The 16,504-nt window shown below is 73.9% G+C and carries 17 protein-coding genes and 1 pseudogene; 12 read left to right on the forward strand and 6 right to left on the reverse strand.

The features are described 5' to 3' along the window. Window positions 1–49 precede the first annotated feature (49 nt). From ACW0Q9_RS13310 to ccsB, 5 genes are read left to right on the forward strand one after another with little or no spacing between them, the layout of a single operon-like run. Window positions 50–697, forward strand: a complete 648-nt coding sequence (locus ACW0Q9_RS13310; protein ID WP_456181071.1) for a histidine phosphatase family protein — start codon at window positions 50–52, stop codon at window positions 695–697. Further along, window positions 697–1,266, forward strand: a complete 570-nt coding sequence (locus ACW0Q9_RS13315) for a TlpA family protein disulfide reductase (RefSeq protein ID WP_456181073.1) — start codon at window positions 697–699, stop codon at window positions 1,264–1,266. The genes ACW0Q9_RS13310 and ACW0Q9_RS13315 overlap by 1 nt, the downstream gene beginning before the upstream one ends. Beyond that, window positions 1,266–2,108: a cytochrome c biogenesis CcdA family protein gene (locus ACW0Q9_RS13320; protein WP_456181074.1), complete on the forward strand. Its 843-nt coding sequence runs from the start codon at window positions 1,266–1,268 to the stop codon at window positions 2,106–2,108. The genes ACW0Q9_RS13315 and ACW0Q9_RS13320 overlap by 1 nt, the downstream gene beginning before the upstream one ends. Beyond that, window positions 2,108–3,730: a cytochrome c biogenesis protein ResB gene (locus ACW0Q9_RS13325; protein ID WP_456181076.1), complete on the forward strand. Its 1,623-nt coding sequence runs from the start codon at window positions 2,108–2,110 to the stop codon at window positions 3,728–3,730. Before ACW0Q9_RS13320 ends, ACW0Q9_RS13325 begins: the two co-directional genes overlap by 1 nt. Then, window positions 3,730–4,701 carry a c-type cytochrome biogenesis protein CcsB gene (gene ccsB / locus ACW0Q9_RS13330; RefSeq protein ID WP_456181078.1) on the forward strand — a complete coding sequence of 324 codons (972 nt, stop codon included), beginning with the start codon at window positions 3,730–3,732 and terminating at the stop codon, window positions 4,699–4,701. Before ACW0Q9_RS13325 ends, ccsB begins: the two co-directional genes overlap by 1 nt. Window positions 4,702–4,743: 42 nt before the next feature. Here ccsB and ACW0Q9_RS13335 read toward each other — a convergent pair whose 3' ends face one another. Further along, window positions 4,744–5,214, reverse strand: coding sequence for a MarR family winged helix-turn-helix transcriptional regulator (locus ACW0Q9_RS13335; protein ID WP_456181080.1), 471 nt, complete (start codon window positions 5,212–5,214; stop codon window positions 4,744–4,746). 48 nt (window positions 5,215–5,262) lie between these two features. On the opposite strand from ACW0Q9_RS13335, the gene ACW0Q9_RS13340 reads away from it, so the two are divergent. From ACW0Q9_RS13340 to mqnP, 3 genes are all read left to right on the forward strand, one after another. Beyond that, on the forward strand, window positions 5,263–5,838 hold the full coding sequence (locus tag ACW0Q9_RS13340; protein WP_456181082.1) for a carboxymuconolactone decarboxylase family protein: 576 nt from the start codon (window positions 5,263–5,265) through the stop codon (window positions 5,836–5,838). Between the two features lie 109 nt (window positions 5,839–5,947). Then, window positions 5,948–7,408 carry a menaquinone biosynthesis decarboxylase gene (locus tag ACW0Q9_RS13345; RefSeq protein WP_456181084.1) on the forward strand — a complete coding sequence of 487 codons (1,461 nt, stop codon included), beginning with the start codon at window positions 5,948–5,950 and terminating at the stop codon, window positions 7,406–7,408. Next, the gene (gene mqnP / locus ACW0Q9_RS13350) at window positions 7,408–8,322 is read left to right on the forward strand and encodes a menaquinone biosynthesis prenyltransferase MqnP (RefSeq protein ID WP_456181086.1); all 915 of its coding nucleotides are present in this window, start codon (window positions 7,408–7,410) and stop codon (window positions 8,320–8,322) included. Before ACW0Q9_RS13345 ends, mqnP begins: the two co-directional genes overlap by 1 nt. Before the next feature lie 7 nt (window positions 8,323–8,329). Here mqnP and ACW0Q9_RS13355 read toward each other — a convergent pair whose 3' ends face one another. Then, window positions 8,330–9,289: a terpene synthase family protein gene (locus ACW0Q9_RS13355; protein WP_456181088.1), complete on the reverse strand. Its 960-nt coding sequence runs from the start codon at window positions 9,287–9,289 to the stop codon at window positions 8,330–8,332. Between the two features lie 140 nt (window positions 9,290–9,429). On the opposite strand from ACW0Q9_RS13355, the gene ACW0Q9_RS13360 reads away from it, so the two are divergent. Next, window positions 9,430–10,074 carry a UbiX family flavin prenyltransferase gene (locus ACW0Q9_RS13360; RefSeq protein ID WP_456181090.1) on the forward strand — a complete coding sequence of 215 codons (645 nt, stop codon included), beginning with the start codon at window positions 9,430–9,432 and terminating at the stop codon, window positions 10,072–10,074. Window positions 10,075–10,143: 69 nt separating this feature from the next. Here the strand turns inward: ACW0Q9_RS13360 and ACW0Q9_RS13365 are convergent, their stop codons facing one another. Continuing rightward, window positions 10,144–10,410 carry a BldC family transcriptional regulator gene (locus ACW0Q9_RS13365; protein ID WP_357332419.1) on the reverse strand — a complete coding sequence of 89 codons (267 nt, stop codon included), beginning with the start codon at window positions 10,408–10,410 and terminating at the stop codon, window positions 10,144–10,146. 279 nt (window positions 10,411–10,689) lie between these two features. Between ACW0Q9_RS13365 and ACW0Q9_RS13370 the strand changes: the two genes are divergently transcribed. The 3 genes from ACW0Q9_RS13370 to cds1 are packed head-to-tail and all read left to right on the forward strand — an operon-like array spanning window position 10,690 to window position 13,140. Beyond that, window positions 10,690–11,148 (forward strand): Lrp/AsnC family transcriptional regulator, encoded by a 459-nt coding sequence (locus ACW0Q9_RS13370; RefSeq protein WP_456181093.1) that lies wholly within the window; start codon window positions 10,690–10,692, stop codon window positions 11,146–11,148. 47 nt (window positions 11,149–11,195) lie between these two features. Next, the gene (locus tag ACW0Q9_RS13375) at window positions 11,196–12,038 is read left to right on the forward strand and encodes an SDR family NAD(P)-dependent oxidoreductase (protein WP_456181095.1); all 843 of its coding nucleotides are present in this window, start codon (window positions 11,196–11,198) and stop codon (window positions 12,036–12,038) included. Between the two features lie 10 nt (window positions 12,039–12,048). After that, window positions 12,049–13,140, forward strand: coding sequence for an L-cysteine desulfhydrase Cds1 (gene cds1 / locus ACW0Q9_RS13380; protein WP_456181097.1), 1,092 nt, complete (start codon window positions 12,049–12,051; stop codon window positions 13,138–13,140). 4 nt (window positions 13,141–13,144) lie between these two features. Here cds1 and ACW0Q9_RS13385 read toward each other — a convergent pair whose 3' ends face one another. The 3 genes and pseudogenes from ACW0Q9_RS13385 to ACW0Q9_RS13395 all read right to left on the reverse strand — a co-directional run. Then, complete coding sequence (locus ACW0Q9_RS13385; protein WP_456181101.1) at window positions 13,145–13,765, reverse strand: putative glycolipid-binding domain-containing protein; 621 nt, start codon at window positions 13,763–13,765, stop codon at window positions 13,145–13,147. A 120-nt stretch (window positions 13,766–13,885) separates the two neighbouring features. After that, entirely contained in the window at window positions 13,886–15,895 is a 2,010-nt protein-coding gene (locus ACW0Q9_RS13390) for a DEAD/DEAH box helicase (protein WP_456181099.1), read from the reverse strand. Between the two features lie 186 nt (window positions 15,896–16,081). After that, window positions 16,082–16,504 (reverse strand): annotated as a pseudogene (locus tag ACW0Q9_RS13395) (hypothetical protein); the annotation flags it as partial.

The following is a 16,504-nucleotide window of genomic DNA, read 5'->3' on the forward strand; positions in this document are numbered from 1 at the left end:
GTGAGCCGGGTCTGCGAGCCCCGCAGTCGCGAACGAAGGGGGCACAGGCGTGAGCGAGACGGTGGTCCACGTGCTGCGGCACGGCGAGGTGTACAACCCGGACGGCATCCTCTACGGCCGGCTGCCCGGTTTCCGCCTCTCCGAACTGGGCGTCCAGATGGCCAAGGCGGCCGCCCAGGCGCTCGCCGAGCGGACCGTGGTGCACGTCGTGGCCAGCCCGCTCGAGCGCGCCCAGCAGACCGCCGAGCCGATCGCCGCGCAGTTCGGCCTCCCGGTCGGGGTGGACGAGCGGCTGATCGAGAGCGCGAACTGGTTCGAGGGCAAGAAGGTCTCCCCGGGCGACGGCTCGTTCCGCGACCCGCGCAACTGGTGGGTGCTCCGCGACCCGGTCACCCCGTCCTGGGGCGAGGCCTACCGGGTGATCGCCGAGCGGATGTTCGCGGCGCTGCACGCCGCCCGGATCGCCGCCGAGGGGCGGGAGGCCGTGCTCGTCTCCCACCAGCTCCCGATCTGGACCCTGCGCCGCTACGTCGAGCGCAAGCGGCTCTGGCACGACCCGCGCAGGCGGCAGTGCGGCCTGGCCAGCCTCACCTCGTTCCACTTCGACGGCGCCAAGATCGCCGGTATCGGCTACTCCGAGCCCGCCGCCCACCTGATCGCGATCTCGCCGACCGCCCGGACAGCCAAGGGAGCCTGATGCGCACCCGGAGGCTCGTCGCCGCCCTGCTCGCCGCCGTCACCGCCGGTACGGCGCTGGTCGGCTGCTCCTCCGGCAGCGAGGAGAGCCGCTGCGCGAGCGACGGCGTCACCATCACCTGCGCGCCCGACCAGCGGTCGAAGACGCCGAAGGTGAGCGGCGAGCTGCTCACCGGCGGCAGCTACGACATCTCCCAGGCCCGCGGCCAGGTGGTCGTGGTCAACTTCTGGGGCTCCTGGTGCGCGCCCTGTCGCGCGGAGGTCGACGACCTGGAGGCCACCTACCAGGCCACCAAGGCCTCCGGGGTGGCCTTCCTCGGCATCAACGTGCAGGACAGCAAGGACAAGGCGCTCGCCTTCGAGGAGGGCCGGGTCACCTACCCGAGCCTCTTCGACCCGGCCAGCCGGCAGGCGCTCAACTTCGACATCCCGCCCAACACCACGCCGGCGACGGTCGTGCTGGACCGGGACGGCCGGGTCGCCGTGGTGATCCGCCGGGCGATCACCCGGGACGAACTGCAGCCCGTCGTCGAGCGGGTCGCGGCCGAGCAGCCGTCCGGATCCCGCTGATGGGCGAGACGTTCCGCCAGCTCGCCGAGTCCGGCCCGGTGCTGCTGGCCGTCGGGGCCGCGGCGCTCGCCGGGCTGGTCAGCTTCCTCTCCCCGTGCGTCCTGCCGCTGATGCCCGGCTACCTGTCGTACGTCACCGGGCTGGCCGGGGCGGACCTGGAGGGCCGGACCCGGACGGCGGCCCCGGCACCCGCGGCTGCCGAGCCGACCGGCGGCGGCGTGGCGGTCGCGGCACCCCCGGCGCCGGCCCGCTCGGCCGCCGCGGTGAAGGGGCGGGTTCTCGCCGGCACGCTGCTCTTCATCGGCGGCTTCACCGCCGTGTTCGTCGCCACCGCGATCCTCTTCTCCGGCGTCGGCAAGCTCTTCTTCCAGTACGAGCGCACGCTGGAGATCGTCATCGGCGCGCTCATCGTGGTGCTCGGGCTCGGCTACCTGGGCGTGGTCCCCGGCATGCAGCGCGAGTTCCGCATCCGGCGGCTCCCCGCCGCCGGGCTGCTCGGCGCCCCCGTCCTCGGCGCGGTCTTCGCGCTGAGCTGGCTGCCGTGCACCGGCCCGACCCTCGGCGCGGTGCTCGGCATGGCCACCGTCGACGGGCGGACCGACCGGGCGGTGCTGCTCGCCGTGGCGTACTGCCTCGGGCTGGGGGTACCGTTCGTCGTCTTCGGGCTGGGCTTCCACCGCCTGCTCGGGGTCTTCCGCGCCGTCCGGCGCAACAGCCGCTGGGTCACCCGGATCGGCGGCGCACTGCTGATCCTGATCGGCGTGGCGCTGGTCACCGGCGGCTGGCAGGACTTCGTGATCTGGTTGCAGACGCACGTGGGCGTGGGCGAGGTGAGCATCTGATGACGACCGTGGACGACCGGCCGGCCGCGCCGCCCGCCGGAGCGCCCCGTCGCCGGGTCAACCCGGTGCTGGCCCTGCTGCGCAACTCGTGGCGGCAGCTCACCAGCATGCGTACCGCGCTGATCCTGCTCTTCCTGCTCGCGATCGCCGCCATTCCCGGCTCGGTGCTGCCGCAGCGCGGGGTCAGCCCGGAGAAGGTCAACGAGTACTTCGTCGACCACCCCGACCTGGCACCCCGGCTCGACCAGCTCGGCATGTTCGAGGTCTTCGGCTCGGTCTGGTTCTCCGCGATCTACCTGCTGCTCTTCACCTCGCTGGTCGGCTGCATCCTGCCCCGGGCCCGCGACCACGTCCGCGCGCTGCGGATGCGGCCGCCCGCCGCCCCGAAGCGCCTGGAGCGGCTGCCCCAGCACGCCGTGCTGGAGGCCCCGGCCGCCGCCGACCCCGAGGCGATCGCGGCGGTGCTGCGCCGGCGACGCTGGCGGGTCACCGTCCGCGGCAACGAGGTCTCCGCCGAGAAGGGCTACCTCAAGGAGACCGGCAACCTGCTCTTCCACGTCTCGCTGGTCGCCGTCCTGCTCGGGGTCGCGCTCGGCTCCTGGTACGGCTGGCACGGCAACCGGATCCTGGTGGCCGGCGCCGACAACGCCTTCTGCAACACCCGCCAGCAGTACGCCGAGGCGTCGCTCGGCCCGCGCGTGGACAGCGCCGACCTGCCCGGGTTCTGCCTCACCCTGGACAGGTTCGAGGCGGACTACCTGTCCTCCGGGCAGGCGTCCCGCTACTGGGCCACCGTGACCGTGGACCACCTGGACGACGGGTCTACCCGCACCGCCGGCTTCTCGGTCAACTCGCCGCTGCGGCTCGGCTCGGCCAACGTCTACCTGCTCGGCAACGGGTACGCGCCGATCCTGAAGTACACCGACAAGTACGGCCGCACCCAGACCAGCACGGCGCCGTTCCTGCGGACCGGCGACGCGAACGCCACCGAGGAGGGCGTCGCCGCGTTCCCGGACGCGAACGTCGACCCGAAGACGGGGAAGCGCGCCCCGGACCAGCAGGTCGCCTTCGACGGGCTCTACCTGCCCACCGCACCGGACCGCGCGCCGTTCGTCTCCTCCCAGTTCCCCGCGGAGCGGAACCCGGCGGTGGTGCTGGCCGCGTACCGGGGCAACCTGGGGCTGGACGCCGGCATCCCCGGTTCGGTCTACCAGCTCGACCAGCGGCAGATCAGCAGCGGCAAGCTGAAGCAGATCGGCGACAAGAAGCTCGGCCTCGGCGAGAAGTGGACCCTGGACGACGGCAGCACGCTGGAGTTCGTGGGCACCCAGCCGTACATCACCATTTCGGTCCGGCACGCCCCCGGCCAGACCATGATGCTGGTCGCCTGCGGCACGCTGCTCCTGGGCCTGATGGGCTCGCTGTTCGCCCGGCGGCGCCGGGTCTGGTTCCGGATTTCGGCCCCCGAGGGCGGATCTCCGACAAGCGGTAGTAGCTTGGTGGAGGCCGGTGGGCTCCCGCGCACCGAGCATCCGGGGTTCGCCGACGAGTTCGCGCAGCTCGTCGCCGCGGTCAGCGACGACGGGCGGGACGACCGGCGGGCGCGAGAAGGAGACGAGTGATGTCCGCACTCTCCGACCAGCTGGTCACGTTCGCGATCCTGGCGTACCTGGTCGCGATGATCAGCCACGCCGTCGAGTACGCCCTGGGCAACGCCCGGAAGGTGCCGGCGGCCGCCCCGGCGCGGGAGCTGGTCGGCGCTGGCGTCGGTGGCTCCGGCGGGACGGTCGAGGAGCCGGTCACCCCGGCTCCGACCCGACCCGACCGCTCCGCCGCCCGCGCCGTGCTGGCCGGGCGGATCGCCGCCTGGATCACCACGCTCGCCGCCGCGCTGCACCTGGGCGCGGTGGTCACCCGGGGCATCGCCGCCGAGCGGATGCCCTGGGGCAACATGTACGAGTTCGTGCTGACGGTCACCTGGATCGGGGCCGCGGCCTGGCTCGCGGTGCTCTGGAAGCAGCCGTCGCTGCGCCGGCTCGGGCTGTTCCTGACCCTGGTCATGGTGCTGCTGCTGGCGTTCGCCGAGCTGAAGCTCTATGTGCAGGTCGTGCCGCTGATGCCGGCGCTCCAGTCGTACTGGTTCATCATCCACGTGTCGACGATCATCTTCGCCTCGGGCATCTTCCTGCTGGGCGTGGTGCCGGCCGTGGCGTACCTGATGCGGGCCGGCTGGGAGCGGGGGAAGCGGAGCTTCCCGTACACCCTGGCCCGGCGGCTGCCGGCGGCGGCCGGCCTGGAGCGGCTGACCTTCACGCTGCACGCCTTCGCCTTCCCGGTCTTCACCTTCGCGGTGATCGCCGGGGCCATCTGGGCCGAGGCGGCCTGGGGTCGCGCCTGGGGCTGGGACCCGAAGGAGACCTGGGCGTTCATCTCCTGGGTGGTCTACGCGGGCTACCTGCACGCCCGGGCCACGCCGAGCGTCAAGCGCAACGTGGCCACCTGGATCGCCGTCGTGGGCTTCCTGACCATGCTGATGAACCTGTTCGGGGTCAACTTCTTCTTCACCGGCCTGCACTCCTACGCCGGCGTCTGACCCACGCGCCCGGAGCGCCACGATCCGGAGAGTCTCTCGGCGTCACCCGCCGAACCAGCCGGGGACGTCGAGGCGGAAGACGTCGGCCGGGACCATCCGGCGCAGGTCGTCCTCGATCGCGGCGACCCGGTCCGCGCCCAGGGCGGCTGCCCAGCGGTCGCGCAGCTCGTCGAAGACGACAGCCGAGCGCCGCAGCCCGTCGTGGCCCTTCGCCGTCATCCGGACCAGCTTGCGCCGGGCGTCGGCGGGGTCGTCGGCGCGTTCCAGGTAGCCGAGCGCGACCAGGCGGTCGATGGTCTTGCCTGCCGCCTGCTTCGAGACGCCGAGGCGCTGGCCCAGGTCGGAGGCGGTGGTGCCGGCGGGGCCGACGGCCTGGAGCACGAAGCCGTGGGCCGGCCGCAGCTCGGGGTGCCCCTGCCGGGCCAGCTCGGCGTGCAGGTCGTCGATGAGCGTACGGAAGCCGGCGAGCAGGAGCAGTGGGAGCGCGAAGCCCGGGCGGTCAGGCGTTGCCATGTTCGACAACCTCGTTTACTATTTCGTCAACCACGTTGACTATCGTACGTGAGGGGAACCGTCATGTCCCGGCCGGTCTTCACCGCCCACACCCCCGACACCGCACCCGCCGCCGCCCGTCCCACCATGGCCGGCGTCCAGCGCAAGCTCGGTCACCTGCCCGGCGCGGTGGCCCTGATGGCCGAGTCGCCCGAGCTGCTCAAGGGCTTCCTCACCGCGAACGCCGCCTTCGAGTCCACCGACCTCGACCCGGTCGCCCGGGAGGTGGTCGTGCTGACGGTGGCCACCCGCAACGAGTGCCACCTCTGCGTGGCCATGCACACCGCGACGCTCACCCGGCACGGCGCGGCGCCCGAGCTGATCGAGGCGCTCCGGGCCGGTGCCGCACTGCCCGACCCGCGCCTGGAGGCGCTGCGGCGGTTCGCCGTCGCCGTGCTCGACCACCGGGGCGCCGTCCCGGACGACGAGCTGGACGCCTTCCTCGGCGCCGGCTGGCAGCGCCGGCACGCGCTGGACGTGGTGCTCGGCGTCGGCACGTACACGATCTCGACCTTCGCCAACCGCCTAACCGACGCCCCGCTCGACCCGCCGCTGGCCGGCTATGCGTGGGAGCCGGCCGCCTGACCGGTGAGGAGGGGACCCTGCTCCGCCGGAGGCGTCGACAGGGGTCCCCTCCCCACATCACAGGCCCCGGCGTGGGCAGTGCGGGAAGCCGTGCGGGAGACTGGCGGGCATGGCGGCTCGTGGCTTCCCGTACACCGATCTCAAGGACTTCCTCGCGGCGCTGGAAGCCGCGGGCGAGCTGCGGCGGGTGACCGTCCCGGTCGACCCCACGCTGGAGATCAGCGAGGTGGTCACGCGGACCGTCCGCGACGGCGGCCCGGCACTGCTCTTCGAGCGGCCCACCCGGGGCGAGATGCCGGTGGCGATCAACCTGTTCGGCACCGAGAAGCGGATGGCCATGGCGCTCGGCGTCGAGACGCTGGACGAGATCGGCCAGCGGATCGGCGCGATGATCAAGCCGGAGCTGCCGGTCGGCTGGTCCGGCATCCGCGAGGGCCTGGGCAAGGTGATGCAGCTCAAGTCGCTGCCGCCGCGCAAGGTCAAGACCGCACCCTGCCAGCAGGTGGTCTACCGCGGCGACGACGTCGACCTCAACCGGCTGCCCGGCCTCCAGGTCTGGCCCGGCGACGGCGGGATCTTCCACAACTTCGGGCTGACCCACACCAAGCACCCGGAGACCGGCAAGCGCAACCTCGGCCTCTACCGGCTCCAGCAGCACAGCCGGAACACCCTCGGCATGCACTGGCAGATCCACAAGGACTCCACGGCCCACCACGCGGTCGCCGAGCGGCTCGGCCAGCGGCTCCCGGTGGCCATCGCGATCGGCTGCGACCCGGTCGTCTCGTACGCGGCGACCGCGCCGCTCCCCGGCGACATCGACGAGTACCTGTTCGCCGGCTTCCTGCGCGGCGAGCGGGTGGAGATGGTCGACTGCCTGACCGTGCCGCTGCAGGTGCCGGCGCACGCCCAGGTGGTGCTGGAGGGCTACCTGGAGCCCGGCGAGCGGCTGCCCGAGGGCCCGTTCGGCGACCACACCGGCTTCTACACCCCGGTCGAGCCGTTCCCGGTGCTGCACGTCGAGACGATGACCATGCAGCGCGACCCGGTCTACCACTCGATCATCACCTCGAAGCCGCCGCAGGAGGACCACGGCCTCGGCAAGGCCACCGAGCGGATCTTCCTGCCGCTGCTCAAGCTGATGATCCCGGACATCGTCGACTACGACCTGCCGGCCGCCGGGGTCTTCCACAACTGCGCGATCGTCTCGATCCGCAAGCGCTACCCGAAGCACGCGCAGAAGGTGATGAACGCGATCTGGGGCGCGCACCTCATGTCGCTGACCAAGCTGATCGTGATCGTCGACGAGGACTGCGACGTGCACGACTACAACGAGGTCGCGTTCCGCGCCTTCGGCAACGTCGACTACGCCCGCGACCTCCTGGTCACCGAGGGCCCGGTGGACCACCTGGACCACGCCTCGTACCAGCAGTTCTGGGGCGGCAAGGCGGGGCTCGACGCGACCCGCAAACTGCCCACCGAGGGCTACACCCGGGGCTGGCCCGAGGAGATGACCATGTCGCCCGAGGTGGTCTCGCTGGTCGACAAGCGCTGGAAGGAGTACGGCATCTGATGGCCACCGTCGCCGAGGTCCCGGTGGAGCGTCCGGGCCGGGTCAAGTCCTTCCTCAAGCTGGTCGCGATCGAGCACTCGGTCTTCGCACTGCCGTTCGCGTACCTGTCGGCGCTGACCGCCATGCGGGTCGACGGCGGGCGGGTGCGCTGGCTCGACCTGCTGCTGATCACCGTGGCGATGGTCGGCGCGCGGACGTTCGCCATGGCCGCCAACCGGATCCTCGACCGGCGGATCGACGCGCGGAACCCGCGTACCGCCAACCGGGAGCTGGTGACCGGGGCGGTGAGCGTGCGGACCGCCTGGACCGGCGCGGCCGTCGCGCTGGTGGTCTTCCTTGCCGCCGCCGCCCTGCTCAACCCGCTCTGCCTGGCGCTCGCCCCGCTCGCCGTGGTGCCGCTGGTGGTCTACCCCTACGGCAAGCGGTTCACCAACTGGCCGCACGCCATCCTGGCGGTCGCCCAGGCGGTCGGCCCGGTCGGCGCCTGGCTGGCGGTCACCGGCACCCTCGCCGGCTCCGGGCCGGCCTGGCTGCTCGGCGCGGCCGTCGGCCTCTGGATCGGCGGCTTCGACCTCATCTACGCGTGCCAGGACTCCGAGATCGACCGGGAGATCGGGGTGCACAGCGTCCCGGCCCGCTACGGCCGGCGCTTCGCGCTGCACGCCTCGACCGTCGCGCACGTGGTGACCTTCGCGCTGTTCATCTGGTTCGGCGCGCTGGTCGGCTTCGGCTGGCTCTGGTGGATCGGGCTGGCGTTCACCGCGGTCGCCTTCGGCTACCAGCACCTGGTGGTCAGCCCGACCGACCTGAGCAAGGTCAACCGGGCGTTCTTCACCGCCAACGGCTTCGTCGGCATCGCGCTCTTCGTCTTCGCGCTGCTGGACCTGGTGGTGCGCCTCGGCCTGCGCCCCTGAGCGGGCGTCACCCGGCCACCGGATAGCGGGCGCTCTCCAGCGTCCAGTCGACGGTGCCCCGGACCGCGTTGGCCAGCCCGTCGAGGTGGGCGGCGACCGACTCGTCCAGCGCCGGCCCGAACGACGGCACCGCGGCGCTCAGCGCCATGAAGCGGGCCATCTCCGCGCGCCAGCGCGCGGCGACCAGGTCCACCGCGGCCGGCACCGGCACGCCCCGCTCGCCGGCGACCGCCAGCACGAGGTTGTGCCCCCCGGCGGTGGCCCGGTCGCGCTCCAGCGAGGCCAGGTCGTTGTACCAGGAGAGCAGGTCGTTGGCGAGGTCGGCGAGCCGGCGCAACGCGGGATGGTGGTAGACGGCGTCCGGCAGCGGCCGCCGGGCGGCGAACTCGATCAGGGGGTACGACACGTACGCCGCCGAGGTGGCCCGGCGCAGTTGCACGTACTCGGCGACGCCCGGTGGCCGCCCGGCGGAGGTGGCGACCGCCTCCCGCCAGGCGCCGTCGAGGTGGTCGGCGACGGCGTCGGCGAAGCGCAGCCGCCAGCGGGCCGGCATCCGGCGCCGGGGTTCCCGCCACGCCTGGACCAGCAGCCGGCGCAGCGGACCGGAGAAGCCGGGATGGCGCGCCCGGGGACCCTCCCGGAGCAGGGCCAGCGCCCCGTCACGCAGCGCGCGGATCTGTGCCGGGGCCAGCCGGTCCCGGCCCTCGCAGGCGTCGTCCACCAGGAAGAACCAGGTGAACAGGGCGGCCAGTGCGCGCAGGTCGGGCTCGGTGGCGTCCGGGTAGAGGCGGCCGGCGTAGCGGGCGAAGCCGGCCCGGGCCAGCCGCTCCCGCATGGCCGGGTCCAGCGGCAGGCCGAGCCGGTCGAGCTGGCCGATCAGCCACTCCTGCACCGCGTCGGCGTGCGGGGAGAGCCGGGGCGGGATCGGGCATTCGGACCGCAACGCTCGCAGCACCGCCGCCGTCATCACCGGTCCCTTCCATGGACGTGGATTGCCCACGGCAGAATCCCACGTTCCCGGTACGGCTGGCGACCCGGCGGACAAGCGGGACACTGTGCCGGGGGGTGGCCGCCCGGCGTCCGGGCCGACCAGGCAGGCTGGACGGTATGCGCGAACCATGGGTGGTCGGCGTCTCCGGGGCCTCCGGCACGCCGTACGCGGCCGCGGTCGTCCGGGGCCTGCTCGACGCCGGCCAGGCGGTGGATCTGATCGTCTCCCGGGCCGCCCGGCTGACCATCCTCGACGAGACCGGACGGGCGTTCCGGGACGGACACTGGGCCGAGGACCTGGCCGCCTGGCTGGGCCGCGACCTCGCCGACGACGATCTGCGGCACTGGCCGGCCGGTGACCTGGCCGCCGGCCCGAGCAGCGGCTCCTACCGGGTTCGCGGCATGGCGGTCGTCCCGGCCAGCACGGCGGCGTGCGCCGGCATCGCGATCGGGCTGTCCAAGGATCTGCTGCAGCGGGCCGCCGAGGTGAACCTCAAGGAACGGCGGCCGGTGGTCGTCGTGCCCCGGGAGACGCCGGTGACCCGCAGTCACCTGGAGCACCTCATCGCGCTGCACGACGCCGGCGCCGTGGTGCTGCCGGCCAGCCCCGGCTTCTACGGGGCCGGGGCGGCGGCCTCCGCGCAGCAGCTGGTCGACTTCGTGGCCGGCAAGGTGCTGGACGCGCTCGGCGTGCCGCACACCCTGTTCCGGCGCTGGTCCGGCGAGCTGGCCGCGGCCCGGCGGGACGCGGACCGGACCTGACCGCGCTGGTCGGGGCGCTTCGGCACGCGGGCCGGCCGCCGGCCGGCCCGCGTCCCGATCGGTTCCGCCTCAGTACATTCCGGCGTTGGCCGGGCCCGGGCCGGTCGAGGCGGTCGGCCCCATGTTCCGCGGCCTGCCCATGTCCTCCGCCTCGTCCAGCATGCCCTCCCCCTCAAGCAGGGCCCGCACCTCGGATTCCCGAAACCGGCGATGCCCGCCTGGAGTCCGGATGCTGCCGATCCGGCCGGCCGCTGCCCACCTGGTCACGGTCTTCGGGTCAACCCGAAACAGCGCGGCGACCTCACCCGGTGTCAGCAGGCGATCTCCAGTGTCCACAGCCCCCTCCTCGCGTCGACGAAGCCCCCGGCTGAACACACTGCCCCCGGCCGGTGCGAGCCCAGAGCCGTCATGAGGGACGTATGGCAATTACAGCACCAGCGACCTGGCGTGTCCGCCAAACGCGAAAAACGCACACAGTGAGAAGTTAATGAGAAGTTAGTAAATGCTACCGGCGCAGAACCCCCGTGACGGCACGTTTGTGAATGGCAACGCGACGTCATGTTCAACTGATGCCGAGCGTCGGGCGTTACGCGCGAAAGGATAGGGTCACTCTCCGTGGACGCGATCGACCTGAGCCTCGTCGAGCTGTTGCGGGGCAACGCCCGCCTGTCGTACGCCGAACTGGCCCGCCAGGTCGGCCTCTCCGCCCCGGCCGTGCACGAGCGGGTCGGCAAGCTGGAGTCGGGCGGGGTCATCCGGGCGTACCGGGCCGAGGTGGAACCGGAGGCGATCGGGCTCGGGGTCACCGCGCTGATCGGCATCGTGGAGGACTCGACCGCCGACACCGACGACGTGCTGGCGGCGTTCCGGCAGATGCCGGAGATCGAGTCCTGCTACTTCATGGCAGGCGTCGAGTCCTTCCTGCTGAAGGCCCGGGTGGGCACCATCGCCGAGCTGGAGCAGCTCATCGTCCGGCTGAACCGGACCCCCGGGGTGGCCTCCACCCGCACCGGCATCGCCCTGTCGACCAAGTGGGAGAACCGCCCGCAGCCGTTGGAATCCGCCACCTCCTGAGCGCCGCGCTCTGGTCCCGGCCGGCCCGGGGGCGCTACGGTGCGCCGATGACGACTCCAGGGCGGGGCGCGGCCGTGGTGACCGGGGCGGCCGGCGGACTGGGCCGGGCGATCGCGAGGGCGCTGCACGCCGACGGCTGGCGGGTGCTGCTCACCGACGTGGACGCCGACGCCGTGGCCGCCGCGGCGGCGCCGCTGGGCGGCTGGTCCCGCGCGCTCGACGTCCGCGACGAGGCGGCCTGCGCGGAGGTGGCCGCCGAGGCGGCCGGGGCGCCCGGCGGGCTCGGGCTCTGGGTCAACAACGCCGGCATCCTGGCCACCGGGCCGTCCTGGACGCACGACGCGGCGACCCGGCGCCGGCTCGTCGAGGTGAACGCGCTGGGCGCCATGAACGGCACGCACGCCGCCCTGACGGTGATGCGGGCGCAGGCCCACGGGCACGTGCTCAACGTCGTCTCGCTGGCCGGGCTGATCGCCGCCCCCGGCGAGACCGTCTACGCGGCCAGCAAGCACGCCCTGCTGGCGTTCAGCCTCGGCACCCTGTCCGACCTGCGGATGGCGGGCGTCCGGGGCGTACACGTGTCGTGCCTGTGCCCGGACGGGATCTGGACGCCGATGCTGCACGACAAGCTCGACGACCCCGGCGCCCTGGCCTCCTTCACCGGGTCGCTGCTGACCCCCGAGCGGGTCGCGGCGCGGGCCGTGCGGCTGGCCCGGCGGCCCCGGCCGGTGGTCAGCCTGCCACGCTGGCGCGGCGCCCAGGTGCGGCTCCTGGACGCCTTCCCCCGGCTGGCCCTGGCCCTCACCCCGGTGGTCCGGGCCGCCGGCCGGGCCGGTCAGCGCCGGCAGGCGCGCCGGGTCCGTCCCGACGCGAGCCCACCTCGCTTGTAACGTTGCCGTCGTGACTCATCTCGACCGGTGTGACGAGGCCAGCCGGAGCTGGGTGACCGAGGCGATCGCCACGGTCGAGGCGGACGCCAACCGCTCCGCCGACACCCACCTCCTGCCCTTCCCGCTGCCCCGGGAGTGGGGCATCGACCTCTACCTCAAGGACGAGTCGGTGCACCCCACCGGCTCGCTCAAGCACCGGCTGGCCCGCTCGCTGTTCCTGTACGGGCTCTGCAACGGCTGGATCGGCCCGGAGACCACGATCGTCGAGGCGTCCTCCGGCTCCACCGCCGTCTCCGAGGCGTACTTCGCGCGGATGCTCGGGCTGCCGTTCATCGCGGTCATGCCCGCCTCCACCTCGCCCGAGAAGATCGCCCAGATCGAGTTCCAGGGCGGCCGCTGCCACCTGGTGCAGGACCCGGCCAAGGTGGTCATCGAGGCGCGCTGGCTCGCCGAGGACACCGGCGGGCACTACATGGACCAGTTCACCTACGCCGAGCGGGCCACCGACTGGCGGGGCAACAACAACATCGCCGAGTCGATCTACGCGCAGCTCGCCCTGGAGCGGCACCCCGTGCCGGCCTGGATCGTGGTGGGCGCCGGCACCGGCGGCACCAGCGCCACGATCGGCCGGTACGCCCGCTACCGCCGGCTGCCCACCAAGCTCTGCGTGGTCGACCCGGAGAACTCCGCGTTCTACCCGGCCTGGCAGGCCGGCGACTGGTCGGTCCGCACCGACAAGGGCTCCCGGATCGAGGGGATCGGCCGGCCCTGCGTCGAGGCGTCCTTCCTGCCCAGCGTGGTGGACCGGATGACGCAGGTGCCGGACGCCGCGTCGCTGGCCGCCATGCGCGCCGGCTCGGCGGTGCTGGGCCGCCGGGTGGGCGGCTCCACCGGCACCAACCTCTGGGGCGCGTTCGGGCTGATCGCGGAGCTGCTCGCCGCGGGCCGGACCGGCTCGGTGGTCACCCTGATCTGCGACCCGGGCGACCGCTACGCGCACACCTACTACGCCGACGAGTGGGTGGCCGCGCAGGGCCTCGACCTCGCCCCGCACCTGGCCACCATCGACCGCTTCCTGTCCAGCGGCGCCTGGCCGGCCTGAGGAGTCAGCGCGGGTCGATCCGCTCGGCCAGCCCCGGGTAGCGCACCACGAAGCCCTCCGCGTCCACGTCCAGGTCGGCCGTGAACGAGTCGCTGGCGTAGCGGACCCGCCCCGGGCCGAGCGAGGTGTAGACCTGCTCGGCGGGGAGCACCGCGAGGCCGGGCAGCAGCACCCAGGCGGCGGTGATGCTCCGCGGCTGGTCGGCGGGGCCCCGAGCCAGGTCGAGCCGGCGCACCGGCAGGGTGTTGGTCAGCGGCGAGCCGCCCAGGTCGACGTCGAGTGCCCCGGCCAACCGGTCCGGGTCGTCGGTGCCCGGCAGCCCGGCCGGCGGATGCCCGGCGGCGCGCAACGCCGCGTCCAGGTCACCTTCCTCGCCGGTGCGCACCCGCCACCCGTCGCCGGTCCGTTCCAGGCGTACGCTCCGCGACCAGCCCGCACCCTCGGCGGCGACCTCCAGCCGGCTGGTCGACCAGTCCGCGCCCACGGTCAGCTGGTAGCGGCAGGTGTAGGGAATCGGGTCGACGGCCAGCGCCACGCCCTGCGCGGTGAGCCCCTGCCGGTCGTCGAGCAGCACGTGCTCCGAGCCGGCGGTGTCGGTCCGGGACCAGAAGAGCGACTTCGGCATGGTCGGCATGAACCGGACGTTACGCGACCGGGCGGGCACCGGCAGAGGATGCGCGAACGCCGCCGCCGAGCGGTGGCTCGACGGCGGCGTTCGGTGTTCGCGGGCCGGATCGGCCCGGGATCAGTGGGTGCGGGCCGGCGGCCGGCCGCCGAAGCCCCGCCGGTCGTCGCGCGGCCGGTCCTCGCGGCCCCGCGCCTCCGGCCGGAAACCGCCCCGGCGCTCGGCCGGACGGAAGTCGCCCCGCTCGCCGAAGCGCCGCTCACCCCGGCCGTCGCGGTCGCCGAAGCGCCGCTCGCCCTGCGGACGGTCCTCGTAGCGGCGGCCGTGGTCGCCGTGGGTGCGGCCGCCGTCCCGATCACCGTAGTTGCGGCCGCCGTCCCGGTCGCCGTACGCCCGCCCGCCGTCCCGGTCGCCGTACGCGCGTCCGCCGGCGGGCCGGTCGTCGTGGCGCCGGTCGCCTCGGCCGTCGCGGTCGTAACCCCGGCCGCCGGTCGGCCGGTGCTGGTCGCGCCCGGTCCGGTCGGCGAAGTGGCGGTCGCCCGAGGGCCGCCCGGCGCCGCGCTCGTCGCGGTCGGCGAAGGCCCGGTCACCCCGGTCGCCGAAGCGCCGGTCACCGCGCCCGTCCCGGTCGGAGCCCGCCCGGTCGGCGTAGCGCCCCTCCCGGCCGAAGCCGCCGCGGTCCGCGTAGCGCCGCTCGCCGAAGCCCCGGTCGTCGCGGTCCCCGAAGCGCCGCTCGCCGGCGCCCCGGTCGTAGCCCCGGCCGCCCGTCGGGCGGTCGCCGTCGCGGCGGTCGCCCCGCTCGAAGCTCCGGCCGGCCGGCCGGTCGCCGAAGCGGCGCTCGCCGCGCCCGTCCCGGTCGCCGAAGCGGCGCGGGCCGCCCCGGCGCGGCTCCGGCTCGTCGCGGACCGGCACGCCGCTGGGCTCGCGGGCCCCGGTCAGCTCCACCAGCGCCGCGTCGCCGGCGCGGACCCGGGTCTCGGCCGGCTCGACGCCTGCCTTCTCCAGCATGGCCAGCGTGGTCCGGCGCTGCTTCGGCAGCACCAGCGTCGCCACCGCGCCGGACTCCCCGGCCCGCGCGGTGCGACCCGCCCGGTGCAGGTAGTCCTTCGGGTCCTTCGGCGGGTCCACGTGCAGCACCAGCGTCACGCCGTCGACGTGGATGCCCCGGGCCGCCACGTCGGTGGCGACCAGCACGTTCATCCGGCCCTCGCGGAACTCGGCCAGGGTCCGGGTGCGCATCCGCTGGGTCTTGCCGCCGTGCAGGCCGCCGGCCCGCACGCCCACGGCGGCGAGCTGCTCGACCAGCCGGTCGACGCCGAGCTGGGTACGCGCGAAGAGCATGGTGCGACCGTCACGGGCCGCGATGGACGCCGCCACGGCGAACTTGTCGTGCGGCGGGATCAGCAGCAGGTGGTGGTCCATGGTGGACACGGCGGCGGTCGCCGGCGCGGTCGAGTGGGTGACCGGGTCGGTCATGAACCGCTTGACCAGCGAGTCGACGTCGTTGTCCAGCGTGGCCGAGAAGAGCAGCCGCTGGGCGTCCGCCGGCGTCTTCGCCAGCAGCTCGGTGACCTCGGGCAGGAAGCCCATGTCGGCCATCTGGTCGGCCTCGTCCAGCACGGTGATCTCGACGTCGTCGAGGTTGCAGACGCCCCGCTCGATCAGGTCGCCGAGCCGCCCGGGCGTGGCCACGACGATCTCCACGCCGCGGCGCAGCGCGTCGATCTGCCGGTCGTACGGGACACCGCCGACGGCGGTCTTCAGGAAGATGCCGACCGCCTTGCCGAGCGGCACCAGCGCGTCGTTGACCTGCATGGCCAGCTCACGGGTGGGCACCAGCACCAGGGCCCGCGGGTGCAGCGGCCGGGCCCGGTTCCGGTCGGCGAGCCGGGCGATCACCGGCAGGCCGAAGGCGAGGGTCTTGCCCGAGCCGGTCTGGCCCCGGCCGAGCACGTCGCGGCCGGCGAGGGCGTCGGGCAGGGTGGCCCGCTGGATCTCGAACGGGGTGGTGATGCCCTGCCGGGCGAGCGCCTCGACCAGCTGCCGGGGCAGGCCCAGCGCGGCGAAGTCGGGGGTGTCGATGGTCGGGTCGGCGGACGGGGACGTGCCGGAGGCGGCGAACGTGGTCAAGAAATGCCTTTCGAGCGGGGCGCATCTTCGCGATGGCCGCCGCGGCTTCGTCACGCCGCCGATTCGCCCGCAAGATCGCCCATGGGCGCGCAGAGGGCGCGCCGGGTCAGTGATCTCCACAAGTGTACGGCGGTCCGGCGAACCCGCCACCGCAGCGCGAGGGCGTAGTGGGCGGGCTCACCCCGGTCACCTGGTCAGCACGGTGCCGGTGATCCCGCTCAGCGCGTCGTTGGCGAGGAAGACCACCAGCAGGCTGATCGAGACCAGCAGCGCCAGTGCGGCGGCCAGCACGATCACCACCCTGGTGTTGCTGGAGCGGGTGGCCGGGCCGTCCTCGGCCCAGCCCTGGGCCAGGATGTGCCCGGTCAGCGAGCCGGAGTTCTCCAGCGGGTTGCCCTGCGGGAAGGAGACCGTGGCGAAGCCCGGCCCGTCGGTGCCGGCCGACGCCGGCCAGGCCGGCAGGGCCGGCGCCGGAACCGGCGGTGGCGCGGTGGGCAGCGGCGGGGCGGCGGACCGCGCGGTGGCCCACGGCGCGGCGGTGCCCGGCTGACCGGCGCCCGCGAAGGGCGTCGACCCCGGTGTGCCGGTTACGGCGGGCGGCGGCGGGAA

The sequence above is a fragment of the Micromonospora sp. I033 genome (assembly GCF_053890995.1).